Raw genomic sequence first — 16,437 nt, forward strand, 5'->3', positions numbered from 1 at the left:
GCACTGAATTCATGCTTACGACGGCGAACAATCGCAGCCGCACGGAATAAAATATCTGCACGAACAGATGGATCCGTTTTTCGCCACCATTCAAACGTTTCATCCGCTACTTTCATTGCTTTTTCCGCCAAATCCTTATTCGATTTCGAAACATACCCGATAATTTCCTCTTTATTTGCCGGGTTTACAGAAACGAGCTTTTCCTCTGTCGTAATTCGCTCGCCACCTATAATAAGCGGATATTCCTTACCAAAATCAGCCTCCACCTTTTTCAAAGCGTCCAGCATCGCCTGCTTGTTTTCTTCAATCGTATAATCAGTAAATGGTTCATGTTTGTATGGTACGACCATGTATAAAACCTCCTATAAATTGTGAAACAGTTCTATTTTTCCATTACATTTCCATTTTAACGGATGTAAAAAAGCAGTTCAATTAATCGAGTTTATATCCTTTCTTCTCAAGTAATGCGCCCCGCCTTTTCTTTAATGGAATATATGCACCTCAATATCTTCTTCTCCTGCATTTCGGTACAGAAAGCTTTCCATTCGATCCGTTGATTTTATTTTAACTTCTAAATCATAGTAAGTCGGAAATCGTTCTTTTATTAATCCATATACATATTGGGTAAAGCCAATCACTTCACTTTTCCCATAAAACTCAAGTGGTATTTCCAACGTTAGTTTTTTTAATTCTTTGTCCACATAAAATCCTTCGCCGACGACACCAATAAAATTAGGGAAGTAATCAACAATTTCATCGCCAAAATTTTTGACAAGCTGATAATCGTCAAAATATTTATCGCTTCCTCTTTTCGAAGGGAATAAAACATATTCCTCGTCGATGCTCTCCCAATTGTCTATCGTTGTCCCTTTGTCAATGACTGTTTTAGCTACAAAATTTCCTGGTACGGGTGAGGATCGCTCTTCCTCGCGATACAGGGCAATCATAATTGGAACGTCCTTAAGCGTATCTATTTCTCTTACACGTTTTAGGATTGTTTGAGCAAGCTTTTTTCCTTCTTCTAGCATTTCCTTTTTAGAGATTTTCTCATAATAAGGACCTGTCTCTTCTGTTTGAAAACGGTAAACGGATTTTAGTGCTAAGCCAATCGAGACACCAACTAGTTTTACTGTATTATCATCTTGTCTTTCTAAATAATTTTGCTCTAATATATGAGATAAATACCTCGGATTCTCACGATGTTTTTTTACCTTTTCTTTATCGTCCAGCCCTTCTAAATCTTCCATTGCAGGATTTAGTCCTTGTTGTAATTCTTTTCTTATTTTATCTTCATTAACGGTCATGTTCGCCTTTTCTAATCTTGCTATTTTATCTTGAACCGCTTTCTCCAGCTGCTTTTCAGTAGGAGCGCGGCCGAGCCATTCATATACCATTTCTCTCGTCAAATATTGTCCTTCTTCAAAGTAATATTTGCTCGGATCAAAAACCTCTTTGGAGTGGTGTTGCAAGCCTTCTTCAAGTTCATCAATGTCTAGCCGATTAAACACTTGGTTTGTAATTACTCCGCGTGCTTCACTCGTTCGATAGGGAAGGACCATTTTGTAATTATCGCCCGCCAATCGATAGCTTGGAACGATTGATAGCTCTTGCTGAGTTTCTTCCTCACTCTTTTGCAATACTTCATCTTCTTTTCCTTTTGGTGCACAGCTCGACAATATGAGGAGTGCGCATATTAAGCCAACGAATAGTTTTTTCATGATTTTCCCACTCCTTAGGACTCGATCGCTTCTTTAAACTTTTGCTCATCCCAAATAGGAATGTTCAGTTCTTGTGCTTTTTTATATTTCGAACCAGCTGCCTCACCCGCTATGACGATGTCTGTATTCTTACTAACACTACTCGTTACAGAACCGCCATTCGCTTCTACAAGCTTTTTCGCTTCACTTCTGGTAAAGCTCTCCATTTTCCCAGTTAAGACGATCGTTTGATTTGAAAAAATTGCCGTCATTTGCGATTGTGTCGGCCCTAAATACGTCATGTTTACATCCATAGTAGATAAGTGCTGCAGCAATTCAATGACCTTTTCCTCTGAAAAAAATTGGACGATGGAATCAGCCATTTTTTCACCAATTTCATCAATAGCAATAAAATCTTCATACGTCGCTTCACACAGCTCATCCATTGTATGGAAGTGTGCTGCTAACGTCTGTGCTGCTTTTGCGCCGATATGTCGAATTCCTAAGCCAAACAATAATTTTTCAAGCGAATTCGATTTTGAAGCTTCGATTGCGTTTAATATGTTTTGAACCGATTTCTCACCCATTCGATCAAGCTTCAGTAATTCTTCTTTTTTTAACCGGTACAAATCTGCAATAGTTTTTATTAATTTTGCTTGAAACAGCTGCTCAATGACTTTTTCTCCAAGTCCATCAATATTCATCGCATCGCGAGAAACAAAGTGAATAAGGCCTTCTTTTAATTGAGCCGGACAGTTCGGATTTAAACAGCGAAGCGCTACTTCATCTTCTAAATGAGCGAGCTCACTATTGCATGATGGACATTGCTTGGGCATGGAAAATTCAACTTCATCACCGGTTCGTTTTTCCTCGATAACTCGTACAACCTTTGGAATAATGTCGCCTGCTTTCTTCAGCACGACAGTATCCCCAATCCGAATATCCATCTCTTTTATTAAATCTTCATTATGTAGAGATGCCCGTTGGACAGTTGACCCTGCAATTTGTACAGGATCTAGAATTGCTGTTGGCGTAACTACCCCCGTTCGACCTACACTAAGCTCAATAGTACGAAGCTTCGTAACAGCTTCTGTTGCAGGAAATTTATAAGCGATCGCCCAACGCGGATTTTTAGCGGTAAATCCGAGTTTTTCTTGCTGCTGTAAGTCGTCTACCTTAATAACAATCCCATCAATTTCATAAGACAAATTCGGCCGTTCGGTTGACCAATACGAAACATATTCAATCACTTCGTCTATCGTCGTACATCGCTTCCATTCCGGATTTATTTTAAAGCCAAGCGCTGCCAAATACTTCAGTCGTTCACTATGAGATGGAAGACTGTCTGCCTCCCATTTTCCGTACCCGAACAAAAAGATATCTAAATTACGCGAGGCTGCTACTTTTGGATCGAGCTGGCGCAAAGAACCAGCAGCTGCATTACGCGGATTGGCAAAAACCATTTCTCCTTTTTCCTCTCTCCCTTTATTCAAGGCAAGAAAAGAATGATGAGGCATAAACGCCTCACCACGAACTTCAATCGATCGTTTTTCTTGAATAGTTAGTGGTATGCTACGAATCGTACGTAAATTACTCGTAATGTCCTCTCCAACTCGCCCATCTCCGCGCGTAGATCCACGTACGAATGTGCCGTTTTCATACGTAAGTGCAATTGCTAGTCCATCTATTTTCAGTTCACAAATGTACACTACCGGTTCTGCCGCAAGCTGGGTCACCCGCCGGTCAAAGGCACGCAAATCTGCTTCATTAAATGCATTACCTAGACTTAGCATCGGTACATGGTGTTCAACTTTCTGAAATTTATCCAAAGGCTCGCCGCCTACGCGCTGAGTAGGAGAAGCAGTAGATACAAGCGCGGGAAATTTAGCCTCCAGCCTTTGCAGCTCTTGCATTTTTTGATCATACTCTGCATCGGGGACACTCGGTTGATCAAGCACATAGTATTCATGTCCGTATTTATTTAACAGCTGTACGAGCTCAGCAATTCTATTCTTCGCTTCTAATTTATCCACATGCCGTCACCATCCTAAACCTTCGTAATCGGGGCAAATTTTGCCAGTAATCGTTTAATACCCGTAGGAGCTGGAAAAGCTATGTCCAACTCGGTCGATTCTCCTTCATATTGTACGTTTACTACTGTACCGATTCCCCACTTTTTATGTTCTGCCTTATCTCCTGCTTGCCATTCAACACTTTCTGCCCCAGTCGTCGTTTCAATTCTTTTCGCTTTTCGCGGTGCAGAAGACACGTTATCCCTAGATTTCCCAAAAGAGCCGTACATAGTCGTTTTTACTTGCTCGATTCCTTCGATTAACTGTTCCGGTATTTCATGAATAAAGCGGCTAATTGGATTCATATTCGTTCTTCCAAAAAGCGTACGCATCTGGGCATGCGTGACATACAACTCTTTTTCAGCCCGTGTTATACCAACATAAGCTAACCGTCTTTCCTCTTCCATCTCTTCCTCATCCATCATCGAGCGACTGTGCGGAAAAACATTTTCTTCCATACCAATTAAGAAAACAACTGGAAATTCCAATCCTTTAGCGGCATGTAATGTCATCAAAGTAATTTTCTCTTTCGTATCTGGATCTTCTTCATCAACAGCATCAATATCTGCAATCAACGCTAGATCGGTTAAAAACGCAACAAGCGTCTTATCGGATTCACTCGTTTTTTCAAAATTCTTCGTAACGGTCATAAATTCCTCTAAGTTTTCGAGTCTGCTTTGCGCTTCAATCGTTTTTTCATTTTCCAACATTTGTTCATAGCCCGTACGTTCCAGTACCGCCTCAACCATATCCGTAGCCGTTAAAAACTCTTGTTGATTAGTTAAGGATTCAATTAATGCACCAAATTCTGATAAGGCGTTTGCAGCTCGCTTTGAAACACCTGTAAAATCAACTTCCTTCACCGCTTCAAAGAAGGAAATATCGTTCTCCGTGGCATAAACACGTAAACGTTCTACAGTTGTTTGACCAATCCCTCGCTTTGGCACGTTTACAACTCTTTCAAAGCTTAAATCATCATATGGATTTGTAATTAAGCGCAAATAAGCAACCATATCCTTTATTTCTTTTCGATCGTAAAACTTTGTCCCACCGACCATTTGATAGGATATATTTGATTTCACGAGCGCATCCTCTATTGCTCTGGATTGGGCATTTGTCCGATATAAAATCGCAATATCATTTGGTGCATACCGCTTCAAAGTTGTTAACTCTTGAACTTTATCCGTTATAAATAATGCTTCTTCGCGTTCCGTTGCACCTTGAAAATATCGAATTTTACTTCCAGATTCATTTTCAGTCCATAATTTTTTCGGCTTTCGACCCGTATTATGTCCGATTACTTTATTGGCTGCATCCAAAATCGACTTTGTTGAACGATAATTTTGCTCAAGAAAAACAGTTCGTGCATTCGGATAATCCTTTTCAAACGATAATATATTTGCAATATTCGCGCCGCGCCAACGGTATATTGATTGATCCGAATCTCCTACGACACATAAGTTTTTATACCTGCTTGCGAGCTGCTTAACTAAGTAATATTGTGCATGGTTTGTATCTTGGTACTCATCAACATGAATATATTGAAATCTGCGTTGGTAATATTCCAATGCTTCTGGAATTCGTTTAAATAAATGAATCGTTTCCATAATTAAATCATCAAAGTCTAATGCTTGGTTTTTACGGAGCATTTTTTGATACGCATGATAAATTTGTGCAACTTGGCGATCATAAAAATTACCGACTTTTTCTTCAAATTGCTTCGGCGTAATCAACTCGTTTTTAGCATTGCTAATTTGGCCAAGCATCGCTCGTGGATCAAAATTCTTCGGATCAATATTTAAATTTTTTAAGACTTGCTTCATTGCTGATAGCTGATCACTGCTATCAATAATCGTAAAGTTACGATCTAAGCCAATTCGGTCGATATCTCGACGTAAAATACGCACACACATTGAGTGAAATGTTGATACCCAAATAGAATCTCCGTCCGCACCGACAAGACGGCCGACGCGCTCTTTCATTTCACGTGCTGCTTTATTTGTAAACGTAATAGCCAAAATACTACGAGGCGATACGTCTTTTTCTTCTAATAAATAGGCAATTCGATGGGTTAGTACGCGCGTTTTTCCACTTCCTGCGCCTGCCATTATTAACAGGGGACCCTCTGTATGCTTTACGGCTTCTTGCTGTTCTTTATTTAATCCATTTAGTAGATCATCCTTCGTACGACTCATGTGTGCCACCACCTTATAATTTTTCCATATGTTGAATCGTAGTTACGGTATCGAGTGCTTTCTTTATATCCGTATAAATTATATTTCCTACGATAATAACATCTGCATGCTGCTTCATTTCACGTGCCTGTTCTGGCGTTTCAATTCCGCCACCATAAAAAAGCAATGTTTGATTAAGCTCACGCCTCACACGTTGTACGAGCTTTGGGTCACCGTACGTACCACTATATTCCATATAAAAAATAGGTAGCTGAAACATCCGTTCAGCCATATATGCATACGCAACTACATCCTGCTCATCTGGCATTGTGCAATTTGCTTTTTTATATGCCTTTGCCGCTTGATTTAAGATGCAATATCCTTCTACGCTAATCTCGTCCCAATTCATCAAATCTTTATATTGCTTTACCGCTTCGTGCTGAATATCCATCATCCATTTCTTTTCCGTACTATTCATTACCATTGGTATAAAATAATAGTCAAATCCGGGTGTAACAGCGTCCATTGTTGAAACTTCCAAAATACAATCCACAGAATACATGCGGATACTTGCTAATAAATCTAGTACACCATCTAATGTTACATTGTCCGTACCTCCAACAATGATCGCATCGGTTCCAGATTCACATATCCATTCTAAATGTTCATCAGAAATAGGCTTCGCAGGATCAAGTTTAAAAATATGCTTCCATTCTTTCATTATTTTTTTCAATCGATATGTCCTCCATTGTATATAATGCGTTTACTACTCTCAATTTTCAACACGAACTGCTTGCTAATACATTTTTTAACTACCGTCGTTGACATATACTTCGCTTTCTGTGGGCAACACCTCAACTAATTAGATAGTTTTTCAAACTTCCTAAATGGATTTTCGGCTGTTGCTTTTCCCACTAGAACTTTCTCTGAGGGAGTCTTCGTATATGGCAGCGGCTATGAATGTTATTAAAACCTTCAATAGGACTCCTCATAAAGTTTCCTGTATGTTGTGCTATATTATTTCTGGTTGATCCTTTTTCCTGCAACGAAAGATCTGTACCATTTTGTAACGCCACTTTCTCGTTTAATGCAAGTCTATTATATTATAGCAAAGTTAAGGTGATGAATTTAGTCAAATGAAAGGTGATTTATGAAAAAATAATCGAAGCTTTTTACAGTAACAGGGGATTAAAACTTCACTTTACCATTCGATCTCTTCTACTGTGACGGTTCGTGCGATTCATTACAAATTAAAACCATTCGAAGGTTCGTTAAATAATGACCATCCAACTCCTCTTTAAATTGTTGGATTACTTCAAATCCTTTTTTTAAGTAAAAGCTTTTTCCAATATTATTTTGTGCTTCCACATTTAAATATATTTCTTTAATATCTGCACCCAATATCTTTATTCCTTCGTCGAACAAGGCAGAGCCAGTCCCCCTCCCTTGATATGCCGCTAATATATAAATAGCAGATAATTCAACCTTTCCCCCAGCTCGCACAGGTGAAAAGTTAGCGTAGCCGATAATTCGTTCCTGTTCCTTTACTTCTGCTACAAGAAATAAAGAAAGTTCCATGCGTCTTATCATCATTGAATCGTTATAGGCGGATTGTAAGAATTTCTCCTGGATATGTACAGGTATGCTATTTTTATAAGTAGTCGCCCAACTTTCTTTTGCTACGCTTTGCACTGATTTAATATCGGATTTCCTCATTCGCCGAATCGTAATGCCCATAACCACACCTCCCGATAATTTAAAGCTTGCGTTTCAGTCCTAATCTCATTTGCCTTTATAGAAAATAGACTTCCAAGCAATGGAAGTCTATTTTCTTCGTTATTTTTCATATTCTCTATTCAAAGCATCGCACGCTTATAGAAACATACTCGTTCATTTCAATGCAATTTCCCCAAGTACAAGCTATGGATACACTTTATACGATTTAGTTGTAATACATAGGTGTAAACGGACATGGGCCAAATTACAAATTAATTCGATTCCTTTGCAATAGACGCTACATGTATAGCGTCGAGCTTTACTTTTCCAAAGCTCAATCTTCTTTGGCAATACGGTTCAATACTACATCGTAGCCACCGCTTCCGTAATCAATACACCGTCTCACTCGGGATATCGTTGCAGTTGACGCTTTTGTTTCTGTCTCAATTTTAGAGTATGTTTGTCCTTCCATTAACATTTTAGCTACTTGTAATCGCTGTGAAATGGAATGGATTTCATTCATCGTTGCAATATCATCAAAAAATTGATAACATTCTTCTCTCGTTTGCAAGGATAATACAGCATCAAACAACTGATCCAATTGCTTACCGCGTAACTTATCAATTTGCACGACAATCCCTCCTATTTTTCTACTCACTTAAGATTGATACAGACTCGTCAATTCCAGGATTAGAAGGAACGACATTAATCCATGTTTTACCAGGCACAAAACCAACAACGTGCCCCTCTTTTACCGGTACAATGCGTCCATCTTGATTTTCCCACTTTAACCGTTGTGCTTTCCCTTGTTGTAATAAATAGGCATCGCCACCAGATTCCATATCAATTGCCCTGCGCCCTGCACTATCTATTACCTCATGGTAAGCTTCGACAATAAACACATTATCTAATTCAATCGGTTCTTCTGTATGTAACTCAATCGTTTTTTCTTCTCCATTATACCTCGTATACGTTTCATTTGCTGGATTATACTCATATTGAACATTAGAATATGCGCTGTTGGAATACGTTATAGTCGCTTGCGCAGCCGTATCTCCTTCAATTTCAGTACCTTCTTCTAAAAACGTAAGCTCTTCGTATGTGCGTTTCATTTCATACTCCTTTGAATTAGCGACCGATTCTACCGCAGGAAACAGTAAATATGAGTTGTGAGGTGCTTTCCGAAAGCTTTCCCTTTTAAACAAGTTGCCATCATTATCGTAAATCGCACCATTTAAATGTTCAATTCCTCGTTGATCAATCATTTCATCAATAAATCCTGCTGCACCATGGTAAATATATAATGCTCCATACGCATCAGCTAATTCAAAATAATATTCCCGTGCGCTACGAACGGGCCCGACTACTTCTGGCTTCTCACTTTGAAATAAAGCAAGCAACCGAGTTATATTCCCCTCGGATAAAATCTCAAAAACAATGTCTGCTTGAGACAGGCCCGATTGTGGACGTGCTTTTGGATGATTATTTACCATTACACCGACTAAACGATCATCGGTAGTATGATCTGTCTGTATTCCAGTAAATGGATATGTATTCTCCGGTTCAACAATTTCTTTTGGTTCTTCAGCCGTATCATCAATTGTAACATTTTTATCTGCTTTCTTTTCATCCTTAGAACAAGCAGCTAGGAAAAGCACAATGATTGCCAGTAACATTAATAAGACCTTCTTCATTATCCCACACCTTATCTCTTTATTAACTTTCCTATTATTTTACCAAACTTTTCACGAGGATCCTATATTATTTCAAAAACGACGTCTGCCACCTGTTTCCACGAGCGAACTTACAATAGTACTGCTTCCTGTATAAACCGATGACAGACGTGCGTATTTATTATTTATTAATCCAATCGGAAAAGTTACGAACAATATAAGATAGTTCTTCTCATTTAGCTAAACTTCTCTCTTTCTACTTAACGCATGTTTGCCGGAAATATAACTTCTCTGCTTAGGACATCGTAAATCCCTTGCTGTGTAACTCGAATATAAGGCAAATGGGTTGATGATAAAAATAATATTGTATACACAGGGTCAGAAAAGGAATAACCGTAGGATTGTAATAAATGTTTCAGCTTCTTTTCTTCAGCGATGAGCTGCTTCATCGTGCCTCCATACATAACTCCACTAAGCTCTAATTTCATTTCAAATATTATTTGACCGTCATGTGCTAAAACAATTCCGCCGCCTATTTCCTTTAATCGCTTCCATGCAAGCAGTATATCCTTTTTACTTTTACCAATAAATACGAGATCACCTGTAGAAGAATACGAGCTAGCCAATGCACCTAGCTTACGAGTAAATCCATTAATCACCGTGTTGACACGCCACTTTCCATTACGATCAATAAACAAAAGAAATGCATCGTCATTATCACACGGCAGTTCCTCCACCGTAATGTCAATTTCAACTGGATAAGGTTTCATAATTACTTCATTCATAAGCTTTAATCCGATTGGCGTAGAAAATTGTAAATCATAAATTCCTACCTCCCAATCAAAAGCGAGCGGTGTAATCTCAAACGTATTCCAATTGATCGTTTGTTCGATGCTTTGCTCTTTCCCATCCTTTACAATCCATTTGCCTTTTGCCATTACACTTAACGGATGGGGGTCATCTTTTTCATATAAAACATTCAAATGAGCAATTCGGCCAGGTGCAATACTTCCAATTCGTTCATCCAACCCAAAATGTTTCGCTGGATTGTATGTAGCCATTCGATATGCTTCCTCTATTGGTACACCTTTTTTGATTGCAACTTCGATACATAAATTCATCATACCTGCTTCATAAAAGGCTGGTGTAGAGCCATCGGTAGTCATTGTTAGTTGATCATATGCTTGAAATTGCTCTGTCCCAAGCTCATCTAAAATTTTTGGTAAATCAGGTCGTATCGACGAGTACCTTAACCCTACCTGGTATCCAAGCTCAAGTCGCTTTATTACATCTTCTCCCGACATGGATTCATGGTCCGCATTAACACCCAGTAGTTTTAGTTTTGTTAATGTATCCACTGAAGCACCAGGCAAATGCCCCTCTATTGGCTTACCTAATTTTTTAGTCTCTTGAATCCAATATAGTAAACGATCATCTCCATCCAGTAAGCTTGGCCAAGATGATAATTCGCCACCTTGGACAACGGACTCGTTTGATACCCAATCCATTACATCACGTGTATTGAAATAGTGTTCTTCGTGCTGTAAAGCAGTTTGGGAATCGTACCTTGCCCACCAATACATAGAAACAGGCAAGCGATTAAAGTCATCTATCAAAGTAAACGCTTTCTTTTTATTCAAAATCGTTTGCCAACGCATGCTGTCATTGATTAACGTAGTCGTACCGTAGCGCGCTGCATGAAGTGCCAATTGCTCAGGGTTATACAGTTGAAACGGATGTGCATGCGGCTCCACATACCCTGGTACAACATATTGACCGGTTAAATCAATAATTTCCGTCTGTTTATCCCCTTCGATGAGTTGCTTACCGACATAAACGATTCGATCATTGTATATCCAAATATTCGCCTGCAACCATTGTTTCGTAAATATATTTAAATACGTGGCGTTTTTTAAAATTATCGTTGGATTTTTCTTTCCATCCACAACGGCAACATGTTCACGTAGCTCACGGTTTCTCCAATATAAGCCCTGCTCTAACATAATAAAACAACTCTCCAATTTATATAGTCTCTCACTCCTTTTTAGTTTACCATATTTTCGTTCCTGTTTTACGTCGTTTTGTATCGTTAAATTGACTATTTTATGGCAGCGTAATAAAAGGTTCCACTCATTAATCGAAAATGAGTGAAACCTTCTTAATATACGATCCATATTATTACTCGTTATACGTTTGTTCCAATATCCTTTCGGTAAAAGAAAGCATCTGTCGAATCAAATACGTGTAAGTACTCATAGGCAAATTGCGCAGCCGCATCTAGACTGCCTCCAACCGCACCGACTAACAACACTCTACCCCCATTTGATACAACGCCGTTATCTGTCTTTTTTGTACCAGCCTGAACTACAAATGTATTGTTCGCAGGCTCGGAAAAAGGAATAAGCGCATCCTTTTTATAAGTGCCTGGATAACCTGTCGATGCTACTACTACTCCGACACATGCTTCATCTTTCCACTCTAGTTCAGGATCGTTTCCTGCCATTACATCCGTAATCACTTGAACAAGATCGTTTTTCATTAACGGCAATACAACCTGTGTCTCGGGATCACCAAAGCGTGTATTGAATTCAATTACTTTTGGACCATCTGCTGTGTTCATAAGCCCAGCATATAAAATTCCTGTAAATGGACGATCTTCTTCCATTAAGCTATCTGCCGCTTTTTGCAATACAACTTGTTCTGTATATTCCAAAATAGCATCTGTAATGTCTGGTACAGGAGCAAATGCACCCATGCCCCCTGTGTTTGGTCCTTCGTCATTATCATATGCGCGCTTATGATCTCTTGCAGGCATCATCGGATAAACATTGTTCTCATGAACAAAAGCCATTAAAGAAAATTCCTTTCCTTCTAAAAACTCTTCAATGACAATCGTAGTTCCTGCTTCAGCAAACTTTCTTTCAATCATCATATGATCAATCGCTTCAATTGCCTGTTGTTTCGTCTCAGCAACAATTACACCTTTTCCTTCCGCTAATCCATCTGCTTTCACAACAATCGGTGCGCCTTGTTCTTCTATATATTGCTTTGCAGCTTCTGCATCTGTAAATGTTTCATACTTAGCTGTTGGAATATCGTATTTTTTCATAAAATCCTTTGCAAAGCTTTTGCTGCCTTCAAGCAATGCTGCCTTTTCCGTCGGTGCAAAAACAGCTAAATTCTCTGCTTGAAAACGATCGGCAATGCCAGCATTCAATGGTGCTTCTGGCCCGACAATCGTTAAATCAATTGCCGCTTCCTTTGCAAAATGAACTAAACCATCAATGTCGAGCTCGTTAATGTCAACACACGTTGCATGCTGGCCCATACCACCATTTCCTGGTGCAGCATACAGTTTATCGACCTTGTTGCTTTTCTCCAATTGCATAATCAAGCTATGCTCGCGTCCACCGCGTCCTACAACCAATATATTCATTCAATTTCAGTCCTTTTAATTGTTTATAAACGCTTTAATCGACCAGATAAAAACGGGAATAATGCGACAGCAGAATTTATTAGCTCCCTTTATAACTCTGCAACGCTATGATAGAGCTTTTATCCTTTTAAAAACGTGAAATGCTGCTTAATCGTAAATGGCTTTTTAAACCTAATGTTTAAAATGACGCATATTTGTAAACACCATAGCGATATCATGAGCATTACAAGCCTCAATGGAATCCTGATCCCGCTTAGAGCCACCGGGCTGAATTATGGCTGTAATACCAGCTTTAGCTGCAGCTTCTACCGTATCTGGCATTGGGAAAAACGCATCCGAAGCTAAAACAGCTCCATTTGCTTTGGATGCTGCTTGCTCAATTGCAATTGCGGCAGCTCCTACTCTGTTCATCTGACCTGCACCAATACCAATTGTTTGCTTATCTTTAGCTAGTACAATAGCATTTGACTTCACATGCTTAACTGCCTTCCAAGCAAAGAGTAAGTCCGCTCTTTCTTGTTCCGTTGGCTGACGTTTTGTCGGACATGTCAATTGTTCCGCTGTCACATTTCCTTGATCACTATTTTGAACAAGCGCGCCACCTTTTACAGACTTTAGTTGGTTATGAATCTTTCCATCTTTGCTCATCGAAACCGTCAATAGCCGGATATTTTTCTTTTGTGTCAAAGTATGCAATGCATCCTCCGTAAAACTAGGGGCCATAACAATTTCTAAAAACAATTCACTTAGTTGTTCGGCTGTCTGTTTGTCTACCTCACGGTTGCATGCGATAATTCCGCCAAAAATAGAAACTGGATCGGCAGCATACGCTCGTTCAAATGCAGTACTAATCTGATCAGCAAGTCCAATTCCACACGGATTCATATGTTTAACTGCGACTACTGCAGGCGCATCGTATTCAGCTACAATTTCAAGTGCAGCATTTGCATCCTGAATATTATTGTAAGACAATTCCTTTCCATGAAGCTGGTTTGCCGATGCTAAGCTTAATGGAGTTGCTTGCGCTTCCTTATAAAACGCTGCATCCTGATGTGGATTTTCTCCATAGCGTAAGGTTTGAACTTTTTCATATGTAACGGTATACGTTTCAGGATAAGCTTCCTCCGTCTGTTCCGTAAAATATCGTGCGATCATCGCATCGTAATGAGCGGTATGACGAAACACCTTTGCAGCTAACTGATGGCGTTTAGCTAAGCTTAAACGATCTTCTTGTAACGCCTGTAACACGTCGTCATAGTCCGTAGGGTCAACAATGACCGTAACATGTTGGAAGTTCTTAGCGGCAGCGCGTAACATCGTCGGTCCACCAATATCAATGTTTTCAACAATCTCCTCATCCGAAACCCCTGTCTTTGCAAGCGTTTCTTTAAATGGATATAAATTTACGATAACGAGATCTATCGGGTCAATTTTATTTTCTTTTAATTGATTTTCATGGGCTCTATTGTCTCTTTTTGCTAAAAGTCCTCCATGGACGTTTGGATGAAGTGTTTTTACTCGTCCATCTAATATTTCCGGAAAACCGGTAATTTGATCCACATTTATTGCATCCACACCTGCTTCTTGGAGCAATTGTAAAGTCCCGCCTGTGGATATCACTTCATACCCTAAATCTGTTAGCCCTTTTGCAAATGGTACAATGTTTTCCTTGTTAGAAACACTAATTAAAGCTCGCTTATTCATCATTAAACTCCTTGTATAGTAGTTAAGACGTGTTTTCGCCTATTGTCTCTGTCTAACTTTCATTTGAACACATTGAAAAAAGTAATACGTAAGTACGTTCAGGCGAACGCTTTATGTAAAATAGCTTAAACAACTGCCTACTTACAAAAAACGCGCTACCAGCACAAGACGCATGCTCTTATTAAAATGACACCCGTTTGTTATTTACAATTTGGACGATAGCTTCGTCTAAATTTTGGAAAAGTAGTTACGTAATCGCATCACTCATCACGTTTTACTAGTTTCTTTATTACACGCGAATATAACCGATGCTCTATTGCTTGAATCCGCGTTTTTAAAGAATCAATCGTGTCATTTGGTAATATTTCTACCTCTTCTTGTGCGATGATCGGGCCTGTATCCATTCCCTCATCAACATAATGAACTGTCACACCCGTTTTTTTAACACCAGCTTGATATGCTTGTCCGATCGCATCAATGCCAGGAAATGCCGGCAAAAGAGATGGGTGAATATTGATGATTTTACCTTCGTACGAATCTAGCAGCGTCTTGCCAATCATACGCATATAGCCCGCTAAAAACACCCACGTAATTTCTTCCTCTTGTAGACGACGAAGAATACTACTTTCGTATGCTTCTTTAGATGCAAACTTTTTCGGTTCCGCTACATACGTAGGTACGGAAAAAGCAGCCGCCTTTTCAATCACCTGTGCTTCGGGCTGATCACATACGAGTAACTTAATGTCGCAGCCAAGATTTCCTTCACGCATAATTGCTTCAAAGTTACTCCCAGTTCCAGATGCAAACACAGCTGCTCGTATACTACGCATGGAAAAATACTCCTTCTCGATCGACTACTTTGCCAATAATACTCGCTGTTTCTCCTTGTTCTTGTAAAATACCCAATGCTTTGTCTGCATCTTCTTTTGCAACAACAAGCGCCATGCCTATTCCCATGTTAAAAACTCCGTACATTTCCTCAGTAGTAATTTGTCCTTCGTTTTGCAAAAACGCGAAAATCTCTGGTACTTCCCACGTATTTGGGTGTAGCTCAACCCCTAATCCTTTCGGTAACATGCGAGGGAAATTCTCGTAAAACCCACCACCAGTTATATGAGAAATGCCTTTAATTTGCAATGCATCCATAGCTGCTGCTACAGACTTCGCATAAATTTTTGTAGGTGTTAGAAGCACCTCACCTAACGGCTTAGAAAGTCCTTCGTATTTTTCAAAAAGATCCTTTTTTTCAATTAATTTACGTACGAGAGAATACCCGTTTGAATGTACACCACTAGAAGCTATTCCAATTACAAGATCATCCGTTTCGATTGCTTCTCCAGTTATTAATTTTGACTTTTCAGCAATTCCTACGGTAAATCCAGCTAAATCATATTCCTCGGTTTCATACATTCCAGGCATTTCAGCAGTTTCTCCCCCGATAAGTGCAGCACCTGCCTGTACACAGCCTGCGGAAATACCTGCAACAATTTGTTCGATAACTTCCGGATTATTTTCCCCGCATCCAATATAATCAAGGAAAAATAATGGCTTTGCTCCTTGAGCAACAATATCATTTACACACATTGCAACGAGGTCAATTCCGATTGTATCGTGCGTATCCATCTGGAAAGCGAGCTTTAGCTTTGTGCCGACACCATCTGTTCCCGAAACGAGGACAGGCTCTTCGTACTGAAAACCTGTCAGCTCAAACAACCCAGCAAAAGCACCAATACCACCTAACACCTCAGGACGGGAAGTTTTGGCAATATGCTTTTTCATGCGTTCTACAGCTTCATATCCTTTTTCAACGTCGACACCGGCTTTTTTATATACATTTGACATTTATTACGCCCCTACTATAAGTGATGTAAAAAAATTGTTTAATCCTTTACGTACCATCGTACTATGCATTTCTCGCATACTATTTTTTTCAATATAATATCTTAAAGTCCCCTCACATGAACG

Annotated in this window: 13 protein-coding genes; all 13 read right to left on the reverse strand. The window is 39.4% G+C overall.

The window, feature by feature from the left end:
• On the reverse strand, positions 1–350 hold a 350-nt coding region (locus ACLIBH_RS04660), incomplete at its 3' end, for an aldehyde dehydrogenase family protein (RefSeq protein ID WP_439315536.1).
• A gap of 132 nt (positions 351–482) precedes the next feature.
• Positions 483–1,718: a CamS family sex pheromone protein gene (locus ACLIBH_RS04665; protein WP_439315537.1), complete on the reverse strand. Its 1,236-nt coding sequence runs from the start codon at positions 1,716–1,718 to the stop codon at positions 483–485.
• A gap of 14 nt (positions 1,719–1,732) precedes the next feature.
• A complete protein-coding gene (ligA, locus tag ACLIBH_RS04670; RefSeq protein ID WP_439315538.1) occupies positions 1,733–3,730 on the reverse strand; it encodes an NAD-dependent DNA ligase LigA in 1,998 nt (665 codons plus the stop codon).
• Positions 3,731–3,744: 14 nt separating this feature from the next.
• Positions 3,745–5,964: a DNA helicase PcrA gene (gene pcrA, locus ACLIBH_RS04675; RefSeq protein WP_439315539.1), complete on the reverse strand. Its 2,220-nt coding sequence runs from the start codon at positions 5,962–5,964 to the stop codon at positions 3,745–3,747.
• Between the two features lie 13 nt (positions 5,965–5,977).
• Positions 5,978–6,664: a heptaprenylglyceryl phosphate synthase gene (locus ACLIBH_RS04680; protein ID WP_439315659.1), complete on the reverse strand. Its 687-nt coding sequence runs from the start codon at positions 6,662–6,664 to the stop codon at positions 5,978–5,980.
• 497 nt (positions 6,665–7,161) lie between these two features.
• Positions 7,162–7,680, reverse strand: coding sequence for a GNAT family N-acetyltransferase (locus tag ACLIBH_RS04685; RefSeq protein ID WP_439315540.1), 519 nt, complete (start codon positions 7,678–7,680; stop codon positions 7,162–7,164).
• A gap of 313 nt (positions 7,681–7,993) precedes the next feature.
• Positions 7,994–8,290 (reverse strand): YerC/YecD family TrpR-related protein, encoded by a 297-nt coding sequence (locus ACLIBH_RS04690; RefSeq protein WP_439315541.1) that lies wholly within the window; start codon positions 8,288–8,290, stop codon positions 7,994–7,996.
• Between the two features lie 19 nt (positions 8,291–8,309).
• Positions 8,310–9,353: a DUF3048 domain-containing protein gene (locus ACLIBH_RS04695; protein WP_439315542.1), complete on the reverse strand. Its 1,044-nt coding sequence runs from the start codon at positions 9,351–9,353 to the stop codon at positions 8,310–8,312.
• A 239-nt stretch (positions 9,354–9,592) separates the two neighbouring features.
• The gene (locus ACLIBH_RS04700) at positions 9,593–11,335 is read right to left on the reverse strand and encodes an adenine deaminase C-terminal domain-containing protein (RefSeq protein ID WP_439315543.1); all 1,743 of its coding nucleotides are present in this window, start codon (positions 11,333–11,335) and stop codon (positions 9,593–9,595) included.
• 182 nt (positions 11,336–11,517) lie between these two features.
• Positions 11,518–12,768 carry a phosphoribosylamine--glycine ligase gene (gene purD, locus ACLIBH_RS04705; protein ID WP_439315544.1) on the reverse strand — a complete coding sequence of 417 codons (1,251 nt, stop codon included), beginning with the start codon at positions 12,766–12,768 and terminating at the stop codon, positions 11,518–11,520.
• Between the two features lie 171 nt (positions 12,769–12,939).
• A complete protein-coding gene (purH, locus tag ACLIBH_RS04710) occupies positions 12,940–14,472 on the reverse strand; it encodes a bifunctional phosphoribosylaminoimidazolecarboxamide formyltransferase/IMP cyclohydrolase (protein ID WP_439315660.1) in 1,533 nt (510 codons plus the stop codon).
• A gap of 260 nt (positions 14,473–14,732) precedes the next feature.
• Positions 14,733–15,302: a phosphoribosylglycinamide formyltransferase gene (gene purN, locus ACLIBH_RS04715; protein ID WP_439315545.1), complete on the reverse strand. Its 570-nt coding sequence runs from the start codon at positions 15,300–15,302 to the stop codon at positions 14,733–14,735.
• Positions 15,295–16,314 (reverse strand): phosphoribosylformylglycinamidine cyclo-ligase, encoded by a 1,020-nt coding sequence (gene purM / locus ACLIBH_RS04720; protein WP_439315546.1) that lies wholly within the window; start codon positions 16,312–16,314, stop codon positions 15,295–15,297. Before purM ends, purN begins: the two co-directional genes overlap by 8 nt.
• Between the last annotated feature and the right edge of the window lie 123 nt (positions 16,315–16,437).

The organism is Virgibacillus sp. W0430 (assembly GCF_051846935.1).
GTDB lineage: Bacteria > Bacillota > Bacilli > Bacillales > Amphibacillaceae > JBPYCR01.